Annotated in this window: 15 protein-coding genes; 9 read left to right on the top strand and 6 right to left on the bottom strand. The window is 64.0% G+C overall.

What is annotated here, in order from left to right; all coding sequences use genetic code 11:
- From ACO2Q4_RS06195 to ACO2Q4_RS06210, 4 genes are all read right to left on the bottom strand, one after another.
- A complete protein-coding gene (locus tag ACO2Q4_RS06195; protein ID WP_311758136.1) occupies nt 1-789 on the bottom strand; it encodes a transporter substrate-binding domain-containing protein in 789 nt (262 codons plus the stop codon).
- A 26-nt stretch (nt 790-815) separates the two neighbouring features.
- Entirely contained in the window at nt 816-1,616 is an 801-nt protein-coding gene (locus ACO2Q4_RS06200) for a dimethylarginine dimethylaminohydrolase family protein (protein ID WP_423318080.1), read from the bottom strand.
- A gap of 74 nt (nt 1,617-1,690) precedes the next feature.
- The gene (gene ctlX, locus ACO2Q4_RS06205; RefSeq protein WP_423318081.1) at nt 1,691-2,674 is read right to left on the bottom strand and encodes a citrulline utilization hydrolase CtlX; all 984 of its coding nucleotides are present in this window, start codon (nt 2,672-2,674) and stop codon (nt 1,691-1,693) included.
- Nucleotides 2,671-3,738, bottom strand: a complete 1,068-nt coding sequence (locus ACO2Q4_RS06210; protein WP_423318083.1) for an ornithine cyclodeaminase — start codon at nt 3,736-3,738, stop codon at nt 2,671-2,673. The genes ctlX and ACO2Q4_RS06210 overlap by 4 nt, the downstream gene beginning before the upstream one ends.
- A gap of 127 nt (nt 3,739-3,865) precedes the next feature.
- On the opposite strand from ACO2Q4_RS06210, the gene ACO2Q4_RS06215 reads away from it, so the two are divergent.
- Nucleotides 3,866-4,312 (top strand): Lrp/AsnC family transcriptional regulator, encoded by a 447-nt coding sequence (locus ACO2Q4_RS06215; protein WP_311758140.1) that lies wholly within the window; start codon nt 3,866-3,868, stop codon nt 4,310-4,312.
- A 38-nt stretch (nt 4,313-4,350) separates the two neighbouring features.
- Here ACO2Q4_RS06215 and ACO2Q4_RS06220 read toward each other — a convergent pair whose 3' ends face one another.
- Nucleotides 4,351-5,115 (bottom strand): aldolase/citrate lyase family protein, encoded by a 765-nt coding sequence (locus ACO2Q4_RS06220; RefSeq protein ID WP_423318087.1) that lies wholly within the window; start codon nt 5,113-5,115, stop codon nt 4,351-4,353.
- Nucleotides 5,116-5,126: 11 nt separating this feature from the next.
- Nucleotides 5,127-5,909, bottom strand: a complete 783-nt coding sequence (locus ACO2Q4_RS06225; protein ID WP_395135402.1) for a 2-oxo-hepta-3-ene-1,7-dioic acid hydratase — start codon at nt 5,907-5,909, stop codon at nt 5,127-5,129.
- Nucleotides 5,910-6,285: 376 nt separating this feature from the next.
- Between ACO2Q4_RS06225 and ACO2Q4_RS06230 the strand changes: the two genes are divergently transcribed.
- The 8 genes from ACO2Q4_RS06230 to ACO2Q4_RS06265 all read left to right on the top strand — a co-directional run bounded on the left by ACO2Q4_RS06230 (nt 6,286) and on the right by ACO2Q4_RS06265 (nt 12,660).
- Nucleotides 6,286-6,951: an amino acid ABC transporter permease gene (locus ACO2Q4_RS06230; protein ID WP_311758144.1), complete on the top strand. Its 666-nt coding sequence runs from the start codon at nt 6,286-6,288 to the stop codon at nt 6,949-6,951.
- Between the two features lie 11 nt (nt 6,952-6,962).
- Nucleotides 6,963-7,613 (top strand): amino acid ABC transporter permease, encoded by a 651-nt coding sequence (locus ACO2Q4_RS06235; protein ID WP_423318090.1) that lies wholly within the window; start codon nt 6,963-6,965, stop codon nt 7,611-7,613.
- A 61-nt stretch (nt 7,614-7,674) separates the two neighbouring features.
- On the top strand, nt 7,675-8,508 hold the full coding sequence (locus tag ACO2Q4_RS06240) for a transporter substrate-binding domain-containing protein (protein WP_311758146.1): 834 nt from the start codon (nt 7,675-7,677) through the stop codon (nt 8,506-8,508).
- A gap of 52 nt (nt 8,509-8,560) precedes the next feature.
- The gene (gene aroQ / locus ACO2Q4_RS06245; RefSeq protein ID WP_423318093.1) at nt 8,561-9,010 is read left to right on the top strand and encodes a type II 3-dehydroquinate dehydratase; all 450 of its coding nucleotides are present in this window, start codon (nt 8,561-8,563) and stop codon (nt 9,008-9,010) included.
- Nucleotides 9,007-10,041, top strand: coding sequence for a Gfo/Idh/MocA family protein (locus ACO2Q4_RS06250; RefSeq protein ID WP_423318095.1), 1,035 nt, complete (start codon nt 9,007-9,009; stop codon nt 10,039-10,041). The genes aroQ and ACO2Q4_RS06250 overlap by 4 nt, the downstream gene beginning before the upstream one ends.
- Nucleotides 10,042-10,050: 9 nt before the next feature.
- Nucleotides 10,051-10,794, top strand: coding sequence for an amino acid ABC transporter ATP-binding protein (locus ACO2Q4_RS06255; protein ID WP_423318097.1), 744 nt, complete (start codon nt 10,051-10,053; stop codon nt 10,792-10,794).
- Nucleotides 10,795-10,804: 10 nt separating this feature from the next.
- On the top strand, nt 10,805-11,830 hold the full coding sequence (locus ACO2Q4_RS06260; protein WP_423318100.1) for a Gfo/Idh/MocA family protein: 1,026 nt from the start codon (nt 10,805-10,807) through the stop codon (nt 11,828-11,830).
- On the top strand, nt 11,827-12,660 hold the full coding sequence (locus ACO2Q4_RS06265; protein ID WP_423318103.1) for a shikimate dehydrogenase family protein: 834 nt from the start codon (nt 11,827-11,829) through the stop codon (nt 12,658-12,660). The genes ACO2Q4_RS06260 and ACO2Q4_RS06265 overlap by 4 nt, the downstream gene beginning before the upstream one ends.
- The last annotated feature ends 9 nt before the right edge of the window (nt 12,661-12,669 follow it).

The following is a 12,669-nucleotide window of genomic DNA, read 5'->3' on the forward strand; positions in this document are numbered from 1 at the left end:
TCATTCGCGGCCGAAGATCCACTTGTCGACCATCTTCTGCAGCGAACCGTCGGCCTGCATTTCGGCCAGCGCCTTGTTCACCTTGTCCAGCGTGGCGGCATCGCCCTTGCGCACGGCATAGGCGACGCCCTGACCCAGCTTCGGGTTTGTGGGAACTTCCAGCTTGACCTCGAACTCGGCGCCGTCGTCGCTTTTCAGGAAGCCGTCGATGAACATGTCGGGCACCAGCAGGTAATCGACGCGGCCCGCGATCAGGTCCGCGACCGAGTTGTCGGCGGTGTCATAGGCCTTGGCCTCTACATTGGGCAGATAGGCCGCGACATAATTCGCCTGCACGCTGGAGCTTTGGACGCCGATGATGCCGCTTTCGATGCCTTCCTCGGAAAGAACCTTGCCCGAGCCGTCTGCCGCATCGATCAGCTTCGGTTCGACATCGTCGTCCTTCATGCCGACGAAGCTGGTGCCTTCGGTGTAATAGGGCGTGCTGAAATCGACGACCTGCTTGCGTTCATCCGTGACCGAGAAGGCCCCGATGATGAAGTCGACCTTGTTTTCCTTCAGCGACGGGATCAGCCCGTCCCAAGCCATCTGCTTGAACTCGCAGCCCTCGGGGATCTTGGCGCAGACGGCGCGCGTCAGGTCGGCCTCAAGCCCGGTCCATTGCCCGCCCGCGTCGACCGAGGTGAAGGGCATGTAGGGTTCGGGCGTCATGCCCAGGCGCAGCGCGCCGTCGGCATGTGCGATCGTCGCGCAAAGGGCGCAGGCGGCCGAAAGAAGGATGCGTTTCATCTGGGTTTCCCTGTTCGTCTTGTTGATTAGCGGCGGGGATCGAACCAACGCAGGGACATGCAGGACAAGCCCGCATCCACCTTGCCGATCTCGGTCGTCTTCATCGGAACGACATTGTAGCCGGCCTTTTCCAGCGTCTCGATGGTGCGCGGGAAGTCCGAGCCGACCATGACGACGTCATTGACGCGCAGCGCGTTGGCCGCAGCTTCCTCGCCCTCGGGGACGATGATGGTCTTGAAGCCGGCAAACACGCCCGAGGCCGCCAGACGCGCCGTGACCAGCATCGTCTCGTCGTCCAGCAGAGAACAGTCGGTTTTGAAATGCAGGACGCCTTCGGGCGTCGTCACGATTTCGGATTTGCGGCCAAGCTGGGCCAGGCAGGCCTGCAGGGCCTCGGCACCGGCCTGGTTGGTGCGGGCGGACAGGCCGATCATCACGGCCTTCGGAGTGGTCAGGATGTCGCCGCCATCGGCAAAGCCGGTCTCGGGCAGATCGATCACGGTCTCGAACATGTCGCGCAGAACGGGCGCCGTCACTTCGGCCTCGCCCAGTCGGGTTTCGGTTCCGGGGCGCAGCACGATGGCGCCTTCCGGGAAGACCAGCGCCGGATCTTCGACGAAGATCGAATCCGGGAATTCCTCAAGCGCGGGCAGGACGGTCACCTCGACGCCGGCATCGCGCATCGCCTGGATATAGGCGGTGTGTTCGGCGACCACGCCTTCATAGGTCGGATCGCCGCGATCGTCGGCGCGCAGGCCGTTCACGACCGAGCGCGCCGGTTCGCGCACGATGACCGAGTTGAAGCGATAGACAGCGGGATTAGACATGAGTTTTTCCAATTGCTTGGCTGATTGTTCCATTGATCGCGGACGGCGTGGCGACAGAGAGTCCCGGCTGATCGTCATTGTCGCGCGACGGCGGGTTGCCTAGCGGGAATGTCGGGGCTGCGCAATCCCCCGCGCGGCAGCAGGTGCACGCCCGCGATGGTGCAGCGGACCGATCCGCCCGCGCGTTCGATGGTCGGGATGTCCAGCGGCAGCAGGCGACAACCGCGTTCGATCTGGGCGACCTGCTCGGGTCGCAAGACGTCATGGGCGGTGCGGGACAGGGCCAGCACCCGACCCGAGCTGCCTTGTAACTCGATGGCATTGCCCGCGAAATGGGACACTTGCCGTGCATCCAGTTCGACGATGTCACGCCCGGACGCCTCCAGCCGGGATACGATCTCTTCGCGCCGGACGCGGTCGTCGATCATCGACAGCCCGACCAGTGCTGCATCGGTGGCCACGCACATCAGGACATTGGTGTGATAGATCGGAACACCATTTTCATCACGGGCGTCAAACACCATTGGCTCGAAATTGAAATGGGTGCAGAACCGTTCCAGCGCGATGGGGTCGGTCCGGTCCGAGCGGACGGCATAGGCGACGCGGTCGATATGATCGAGCACCATCGCGCCCGTTCCTTCTAGGAACAGCCCGTCCATTTCCAGCCCGGAATAATCGATCACGTCCTGAACGCGGTATTCGCGCTTCAGCATCTCGATTACGTCCCAGCGCCGTTCGCGACGGCGACTGACGGCCTTCATCGGGTAAACCGCGACATGGCCGCCGCCATGGGTCGAGAACCAGTTGTTCGGAAAGACCGAATCCGGCGTGTCGGTGCCTTCGTCCTCGAACAGGTGCACGGTGACGCCGTGGCTGCGCAGCGCATCGACCGCGCGCGAAATCTCGTCATAGGCGCGGGACTTCAGGCCGCCGCTGTCCTCGTCCATGCGCTGAAAGGTATTGTCCGCCGCCGTCTCGGTATTGACGGTGAAGTTGTGGGGCCGGACCATGACGACGGCCGCGGGGGCCTGGATGGACCTCGATCGGGCCGGGATCATGCCGCGTCCTCGGACGGGGCGGCGCGTTGCAGCATTCCGAACAGATCGCGGGGATCGTCGGGGTCGGCGATCATGTCCAGCCGTTCGAAATAGCTGGTGCCCTTCAACCAGTCGCGCAGGCAGCGCAACGCGCTGAAATCCTCGACGGCAAAGCCGACGCTGTCGAACAGCGTGATCTGCTGGTCCGAGGTCCGGCCCTTGGCGGTCCCGACAAGGACTTCCCAGAACTCGGTCACCGGGAAATCCTCGGGCATCTGCTGAATCTCGCCCTCGATCCGGGTCTGGGGCGGATATTCCACGAAGACCTCCGAACGCGCCAGGATGCCCGGATGCAGTTCGGTCTTGCCGGGGCAGTCGCCGCCGATCGCGTTGATATGGACGCCCGCCCCGACCATGTTGTCGGTCAGGATCGTCGCATATTGCTTGTCGGCGGTGCAGGTGGTGATGATCTGCGCGCCCAGGATCGCCTCTTGGGCCGAGGCGCAGGCGGTGACGGTCAGCCCGGTCGATGCCAGGTTTCGTTGGGCCTTGCGGGTCGCAGCAGGGTCGATGTCGTAAAGGCGGACCTCGTCGATGCCGACGATTGCCTTCATGGCCAAGGCCTGGAATTCGGCCTGCGCGCCATTGCCGATCATCGCCATGCAGCGGGCGCCGCCGGGCGCAAGCCGCCGCGCGACCATGGCCGAAGTCGCGGCGGTGCGCAGCGCGGTCAGCAGCGTCATTTCCGACAGCAGGACCGGATAGCCCGATGACACCTCGGCCAGAACGCCGAAGGCGGTCACGGTCTGCAATCCTTCGGCGGTGTTCTTGGGATGGCCGTTGACGTATTTGAAGCCGTAGCTTTCCCCGTCCGAGGTCGGCATCAGTTCGATCACGCCGTCGGCCGAATGGCTGGCCACGCGAGGTGTCTTGTTGAAGCTGGGCCAGCGGCGGAAATCTTCCTCGATATACTCGGCCAGTTCACGCAGGGCGTTCTCGATGCCGCGATGATGGATCAGCCGCATCATGTTCTGGACGCTTACGAAGGGCACGAAAGCCAGATCAGAGGGAGGGGATGCGGGCATGGGCCACCTGTCAGCAGGAACGAAGTATCGAACAGGTTAGGGCGGTCGAATATCCAAAAAAATACAATCGACTTGCAAAATTCTACGATTTTATGATCAATATGCTAACCATTTTACAAGTTTTCACATGATCCGACAGAACGAAGCGAAACATATCTTTGACGATCTGGACCGTGGGATCGTCGGTCACCTGCGCGTCGACGGGCGCGCACCCCTGAACAAGATCGCCGAGGCGCTGGGGGTATCGCGCGGGACGGTCCAGAACCGTTTGGACCGGCTTCTGGATTCCGGCGCGCTTTTGGGGTTCACGGTGCGGGTGCGGCAGGATTACGACGTGGACATGGTCCGCGCGATCATGCTGGTCGAAGTGGTGGGGCGATCGACCACCCAGGTCATCCGCAAGATGCGCGGGATTCCCGCAATTCAGGCCCTGCACACCACCAACGGAAACTGGGATCTCATTGCAGAGATCCGGGCCAGCTCGCTTTCCGATTTCGACATGGTCCTGCGCGAGATCCGCCTGATCGACGGTGTCTTGAACAGCGAGACCAGCATCATGCTGAGCAGCGTCTAGGGCAGGGCCGTGCCTTGGTGCTGGCACGGCCCCGCAGGTTACGTCCGGAATTTCGCCAGCAGCGCCTCGGTCTCGCGCGCGAGGATCCCGACATCGACGCCCACGGCGGTGAAGGTCGTGCCAAGTTCGATGCAGCGCGCGGCAAAATCCGTGTCGGGGGTCAGGATGCCCGCCGGCTTGCCAGCAGCGCGGATACGGGCAATGGCGTCCTCGATGCGCGCGACGACCTCGGGATGGCCCGAGGTGCCGGGATGGCCAAGGCTGGCGGCAAGATCGGCGGGGCCGACGAAGATGCCGTCGACGCCATCGACCGCCGCGATCTCCTCAATATGGTCCAGCGCTTCGCGCGTTTCGATCTGGACCAGCAGGCACAGTTCATCGGCGCAGCGCGTGGCGTAATCGGCGATGCGGCCGAAACGGGTGGCGCGCGTCAGGGACGACACCCCCCGGATGCCTTCGGGAGGATAGCGGGTGGCGGACACCGCGGCGCGCGCCTCGGCGGCCGAGTTCACCATCGGGATCAGCAGGCTTTGCGCCCCCGCGTCAAGAAACCGCTTGATCAGCACGGGGTCATTCGCCGCCGGTCGCACCACCGCCGATACCGGATAGGGTGCTGCGGCCTGCAACTGCTCCAGCACGGTCAGCGGGTCGCTTGGGCTGTGTTCGGTATCGAACAGCAACCAGTCATAGCCGGACCCTGCCATGCATTCCGCAGCATAGCCACCCGGCAATGTGCACCAAAGCCCGATCTGGCTGCGGCCTTCGGCAAGGCCGCGCTTGAAACGGTTAACCGGCATATCCATTCTGCTCTCCCTCATGCGAAACTGACGCCGATGGCGCCCAGCGGACCGTAATCCGCCTGGATCACGTCGCCCGAGGTGATGTCTAGCGGCCGGGTAAAGGAACCGCCAAGCACGATATGGCCTTTTTTCAGACCGCCACCCACTGCGGCAAGCTTGTTGACAAGCCAAGCGACGCCCGCGGCGGGATGGCCCATGATCGCGGCGGCAAGGCCCGTATCCTCGATGATGCCGTTCTGCGCCAGCGTGGCCCCGACGCGGGGCAGGTCGACATCGAAGGGCCTGACCGGCCGCCCACCCAGCACGATCGCGCCGAATGCGGCATTGTCGGCGATGGTATCGGTGATGGCGCGCGGCAGTTCCGTCCGATAGTCGATGATTTCAAGAGCGGGCACCACGAATTCTGTCGCCCGCAGCACGTCATGGACAAGGGTGCCGGTTCCCGACAGATCCTCGCCCATGACAAAGGCCAGCTCGACCTCGATCCGGGGCTTGATGAAGCGCCCGGCCGGTATGCGCGCGCCGTCGTTGAAAAGCGCGTCGTCAAGGATGCGTCCGTAATCCGGCTCGGTCATCTTTGAGGCAAGCTGCATCGCGCGCGATGTCAGGCCGATCTTGTGCCCCACCACCCGGGCACCAGCCGCGATCCGTGCCTCGGCCCAAAGGTCCTGGATGCGATAGGCATCCTCGATTTCCATGCCCGGCCATTGCTTCGATGGCTGCACCATCGGCACCCGAGAGCGTTCGGCATCCAGGATTGCATCGGCCGCGGCGCGGCGTTCGGTCTCGGTCAGCATCTAGCCTCACTTGATGGGGCGCGGGGCAGCTTTGCCTCGCCCGGTTCCATGACACAGGTGTAATGCAGCGAATACCACGGTGTGCCAAGCTGGGGGTGATCCGGGTTCGGTGCGGTCATGACTCGTCAGCAGCATCGCGCAACCCGATTTCGGTCGAACTTCGCGCTGCGGAGGGGCAGAATACGGTCGCGCTCGTCCGAAGTTTGCGCCCGTGGGCTGGTATTAACATGATGTTAAATCTATGAACGATTTGGCAATTTGCGTTACGCGCAATTCGCCGTAAGCATCATGCGGAAGGATTGGCCGGAACCCGCTTGCCGGGGGATTGCCGCGAAGAACGTCCCCAAGGGAAGGGGGCGCGAGGGAGGAAAAGAAGATGAACGCGCTTGATTTCAGCGTGATCCTTGAGCGCTGGCCCGAGCTTTTGCGCGGCACGCTGTCCACGCTGGGCCTGGCGCTGGCCGGGATGGCGCTGGCCATGGTCATCGGCATTGCGGGCGTCACCATCCGTCGATCGGGCAACCGTTTCGGTTCGGCCGTGGTGGTGGGATTTGTCGAGCTGATCCGCAACACGCCCTTCCTGGTCCAGATCTTCTTCATCTTCTTCGCGCTGCCGCTGGCCGGGATCCGGCTGAACCCGACCGTCACCGCGATCGTTGCGCTGGGGCTGAATGGCGGCGCCTATGCGATCGAGATCATCCGCGGCGGCGTCGAAAGCATCCCGAAGGGCCAGACCGAGGCCGGGTTGGCCCTTGGCCTGCATCCGGGCGAGGTCTTCCGCACGATCGTGCTGAAACCCGCGCTGCGCGCGATCTATCCCTCGCTTTGCAGCCAGTTCATCCTGCTGACGCTGACGACTTCGATCTGCACCTCGATTTCCGCGTTCGAGCTGACGCAGGTGGCGCAGCGCATCGACGGCGACACCTTCCGCAGCTTCGAGGTCTATTTCACCGTCACGGCCATTTACCTGCTGCTGTCCTGGGTCATCATGGCCCTGCTGGCGTTCATCGGCAGTCGTGCCTTCGCCTATCCGACGCGCTGAAAGGGGGGATCATGCCGCATCTTGGAATCAACGAGATCACCTTCCTGGCGCAGGGCCTGAAATGGACCCTGTTCCTGACTGCCATCGGTTTCGTAGGGGGCATCCTCTTCGGCCTGATCGTGGCCCTTGCGCGGGTTGCGCAGAACCGGCTTGTGCGCGTGCTGGCAATGGCATGGATTGCCCTGTTCCAGGGCACCCCGCTGCTGATGCAGTTGTTTGTCGTCTTCTTCGGCCTGCCGCTGTTCGGCCTGAATGTCAGCGCCTGGGCCGCAGTCGCCATCGCGTTGACCGCCCATGCCAGCGCCTTCCTGGGCGAGATCTGGCGCGGCGCGATCCAGGCCATCCCGAAGGGGCAGTCCGAGGCGGCCCACGCGCTTGGGATGCATTACCGCGCCCGCATGTTCGACATCGTGCTGCCGCAGGCGCTGAAGATCTCGTTGCCCGCGACCATCGGTTTCCTGGTGCAGTTGCTCAAGGGCACGTCGCTTGCCGCGATCGTCGGCTTCATCGAGCTGACGCGGGCGGGGCAGATCATTTCGAACCAGACCTATCAGCCGCTTTTCGTCTTTGGCCTGGTGGGCGCCCTTTACTTTGCCATGTGCTGGCCCCTGTCGCATTGGGGCCGCCGCATGGAACGGCGGCTGGCCGAGGCGCCGCGTTGATTTACCAAAGGGCGGGCGCAGAAATCCGCCTTGTTACCGACCAACTGAGGAGGAGATAACCATGTTGGCACAATACGCATCCGGGCTGTCGCGCGTGGCGCTGGTCGCCGGGCTGGCGCTGGCCGGGCTGTTCGCGCAAGGCGCGCAGGCGCGCACCGTCGAAGACACCAAGGCCGCGGGAACGATCCGCATCGGCATCCAGGGCGACAACTGCCCCTGGGGCTGCATCAACTCGTCCGGCGCGGCGGATGGCTATGACGCGGACATGGGCAATGCCTTCGCCAAGTTCCTGGGCGTCAAGGCAGAATTCGTGCCGCTGGCCGTCGCGAACCGGATTCCGGCGCTGACCACGGACAAGGTCGATGTGCTGTTCGCGACCATGGGCATCACCGCAGAGCGCGCGAAATCCATGCAATATTCCGTGCCCTATGCCGCCAACCAGATTTCGGTTGTCGGTCCCAAGGACGTGGACATGTCGACGCCGGAAAGCCTCAAGGGCCATGTCTTCGGTGTGCCGCGCGCGGCTGCACAGGACACCGCCCTGACTGCGCTGGCCCCCGAAGGAACCGAGATCCGTCGCTTTGACGACGACGCCGCGACGATTCAGGCGCTGCTGTCGGGCCAGGTCGAGGGCGTTGGTGGCAACCAGTTCTACATCACCCGGATCGAGCAAGCTGCCCCCGGCAAGTTCGAGAACAAGCTGCCGCTGACTGCGCTTTACAACGGCGTCGGCACGCGGCTTGGCGAAGCCGACTGGAACGAGTCGGTGAACGGCTTCCTGACCGAGTTCATGAAGACCGACGAGTTCAAGGCGATCTACAACAAGTGGATGCACATGGACCCGCCGGAACTGCCGGCCTCGATCGAGGGCGTGCAGTTCACCGTCCAGAAATGACTGACCGCCGGGGCGGGCCCGCTCGCCCCGGCCTCACCTGAAAGAAAAGCAGATGCCGAATACCGTCTATATCCTGAATGGCCCGAACCTGAACCTTCTCGGCAAGCGCCAGCCCCATATCTATGGCCACACGACGCTGGCCGATGTCGAGAAATCCTGCTCGGAGCTGGGCGAAGCCCTGGGCGTCGGCATCCGCTTCCTGCAATCGAACCACGAAGGCCAGATCATCGACTGGATCCACGAGGCGCGTGGGACCGGGGCCGGCATTGTCATCAATCCCGCCGCCTTCACCCATACCTCGGTCGCGATCCTTGATGCGCTGAACACCTTTGAAGGACCAGTGATCGAGGTTCATATCTCGAACGTCCACAAGCGTGAAAGCTTCCGCCACCATTCCTATGTCAGCCTGCGAGCCGATGGCGTCATCGCCGGCTGCGGGACCGAAGGCTATCTTCTTGGCCTGCGCCGCGTGGCCAGTCTGATCGCAGGGGCCGCGGCGTGACCGCGCCCGTCCGCCTTGCCGTCATGGGCGCTGGCCTGATCGGCAAGCGCCATGCGATGCATGTCCACGCCTCTGACGAAGCCGAGCTGGTCTGTGTCATCGATCCGACCCCCGCGGGTGAGGCGGTGGCCCGCGAATTCGGCAGCATCTGGGCGCGCGATCTGGACGATGCCCTGCAGAAGGCCCGCCCCGAAGGCGTGATTGTCGCGACCCCGAACCAGATCCACATGCAGAACGGCCTCGACTGCATTGCGGCGGGCATCCCCGCCCTTGTCGAGAAGCCGCTTTGCGACAGTGTCGCCGATGCCGAGCGTCTAGTTTCGGCTGCAGAAGCTGCGGGAGTCGTGCTGCTGACGGGGCATCACCGCCGCCACAACCTGCTGATGCAAAAAGCGCGCGAAATTATCGACAGCGGCGCCATCGGCACCCCGATCGTGGCGAACGCGATGTTCTGGCTGCACAAGCCCGACGATTACTTCGACGTCGCCTGGCGGCGCGAAAAGGGCGCGGGCCCGGTCTTCCTGAACCTGATCCATGACGTCGACAACTTGCGCTATCTGCTGGGCGACGTGGTTGCGGTGACGGCACGGGAATCGAACGCGGTGCGCGGCAACGCGGTCGAGGAAACGGCCGTCATCCTGCTGGAATTCGCCTCAGGTGCGCTGGCCACCGCCTCGGTCTGCGACAGCACCGTCGCCCCCTGGAGCTGGGAGATGACGACCGGCGAGAACCCGGCCTATCCCCGCTCGGAAGAGCATTGCTATCTGATTGGGGGCACGCATGGTTCATTGGCCCTGCCGTCGCTGGACCTGCGCACGGCGCAGGGTGCGCGCAGCTGGTATTCCCCCTTCGACCTGCAGCGTCCCGGTATCCCGAACGAAGATCCGCTGGCCCGCCAGGTCACCCAGTTCGCACGCGTCATCCGGGGGCAGGAGCCGCCGTTGGTCTCGGGCCGCGAAGGGCTTGAGACTCTGCGCGTGATTGAAGCCGTCAAGCGTTCCGCCGCCAGTGGCGGTCGCGTCACCCTGTAGGAGGTTCCGATGGAAGACGCCCTGATCCGCATGGAAAACGTCGAAAAATGGTATGCTGGTTTCCACGCGCTGAAGAATATCAACCTGACCGTGCGGCGGGGCGAAAAGATCGTGCTGTGCGGGCCGTCGGGGTCGGGCAAGTCCACCCTGATCCGCTGCATCAACCATCTGGAAACTATCAAGTCCGGCCGGATCGTTGTCGATGGCACTGCGCTGACCGACAGCCAGAAAGCCGTCGACACCGTCCGTCGCGAAGTCGGAATGGTCTTCCAGCAGTTCAACCTGTTCCCGCACAAGACGGTGCTGGAAAACTGCATGCTTGCCCCCATGCGCGTGCGCAAGGCCAGCAAGGCCGAGGCCGAAGCGACGGCGCGCAAGTATCTTGAGCGCGTCCGCATCGGGAACCAGGCGGACAAGTATCCGGCGCAGCTTTCAGGCGGCCAGCAGCAGCGCGTGGCCATTGCACGCGCGCTGTGCATGGAGCCGAAAGCCATGCTTTTCGACGAACCGACCAGCGCGCTGGACCCCGAAATGGTCAAGGAGGTGCTTGATACCATGATCGGGCTGGCGCGCGACGGCATGACCATGATCTGCGTGACGCATGAAATGGGCTTTGCCCGGCAGGTCGCCGACCGCGTGATCTTCATGGCCGATGGCGAGATCGTCGAGGAAAACGACCCCGAAACCTTCTTCCACAATCCGGGCCATGCGCGGACTCGCGCCTTCCTGGGCGAAATCCTGGCCCATCACTAAGGACGATGCGATGACGCAAACCCAATCCCTGCGCCTTGGCCTTCTGGGGGCCGCCAATATCGGGCGCCAGTTCACCGCCGCGGTCGCCGGTTCGGACAAGGTGACGGTTGCTGCCGTCGCCAGCCGCAGCGACGATCGGGCCGCAGCCTATGCCGCCGAAAACGGCATCCCGCGGTCTCATGGCAGCTATGAGGCGCTGCTGGCCGATCCCGCAATCGATGCCGTCTATATCCCGCTGCCGAACAATATGCATGCGGAATGGGCGATCCGTGCGCTGCAGGCGGGCAAGCACGTTCTGTGTGAAAAACCCCTGGCGATGAATGCGGATGAAGTTGCGGGCATGTTCGATGCGGCACGCAGCGCCGGTCGCCTGCTGGTCGAGGGATATCCCTGGCTTGCCCAGCCCCAGACCGCACGTCTGCGCGAGATGCTGGCGGCGGGTGAGATCGGCGAGGTGCGCCAGATTTCGGCCGCGTTCGTGGCCCCGTTCAGCGACCCGACGAACATTCGCCTGAAGCCCGAGAATGGCGGTGGGGCGCTGCTGGACCTGGGCAGCTATTGCGTCAGCATGCTGCGGGTCGTCGCGGGCACCCGGCCAGTTTCCGTCACCGCGCAGGCCGACTGGTCCGATACCGGCGTCGATCGCGGCATGGTCGCGACGCTGCTGTTCCCGAATGGGGTTTCTGCGACGCTGAATTGCAGCTTCTCGGCCCTGTATCAGCGTCGGGCGCTGATCTGTGGCAGCGGCGGCAGCATCACCACCACCTATCGCAACCATGCCCCCGGTGCGGAGGCCGAACCGATGCAGATGTGGCAGGGCGGCGCCATGCTGACCGAGGTCCAGACCATCCCGTCCGCCGGTGTGAACGGCTTCCGGGCCGAGGCCGAATCCTTTGCCGACGCCGTGGCGTTTGGTCCCGACCGCTGGACCGGAGCGTCCGAGGCAGAGTCGCTGGACATCGCGATGATGCTGGACGCCATTACTGCCAGCGCGCGCACAGGCCGCATGGTCGAACTGCCGCAGGTGACGGCATGATCGACGGCCACACCAAACTGATCGCGCATCTGGGTTTTCCGACCCACTCGTTCAAGGCGCCGATGATCTACAACCCGTGGTTCCGCCAACAGGGGATCAACGCGGTCGTCATGCCTATGGGCTGCAAGGCCGAGGACTACGCGGCCTTCCTGCCGCTGGTCTTCCGCTTGTCGAACATCCACGGTGCACTGATCACCATGCCCCACAAGGTCGCGACGGTCGGCATGGTGGACCGGCTTTCGACCACCGCGCAGGTCGCTGGGTCGGCCAATGCCGTCCGCCTGGGCGCGGATGGCAAGCTGGAAGGCGACATGTTCGACGGCGAAGGCTTCGTGCGCGGCGTCCTGCGCAAGGGGCAGAAGCTGGACGGCGCGCGCGTGCTGGTCGTCGGTGCGGGTGGCGTCGGTTCCGCCATCGCGGCATCGCTTGCCAAGGCCGGCGTCGCCGAGCTTGCGCTTTTCGACCCGAATGCCGCAATGGCCGGGGCTTTGGCGGATCGCCTGCGCCGCGCCTATCCGCAACTGCGGGTCCAGACCGGCTCGAAGGATCCGGCGGGGTTCGAAGTCGTGGTCAACGCATCGCCTTTGGGTATGAACGAAGGGGATCCGCTGCCGATGGACGTGTCCCGCATCGCGCCCGAAACCTTCGTCGGCGAAGTGGTGATGAAGACCGAGATTACCCCTTTCCTGGCCGCGGCGCGTGAACGCGGCTGCCGCTTCCAGGTCGGCACCGACATGCTGTTCGAACAGATCCCGGCCTATCTGGAGTTCTTCGGCTTCGGCACGACGACGCCGGATGAACTGCGCGCGGTCGCCGAAATCAGCTACTGACCTGTCGCG

Source organism: Paracoccus sp. KR1-242 (assembly GCF_049446195.1).
Lineage (GTDB): Bacteria > Pseudomonadota > Alphaproteobacteria > Rhodobacterales > Rhodobacteraceae > Paracoccus > Paracoccus broussonetiae.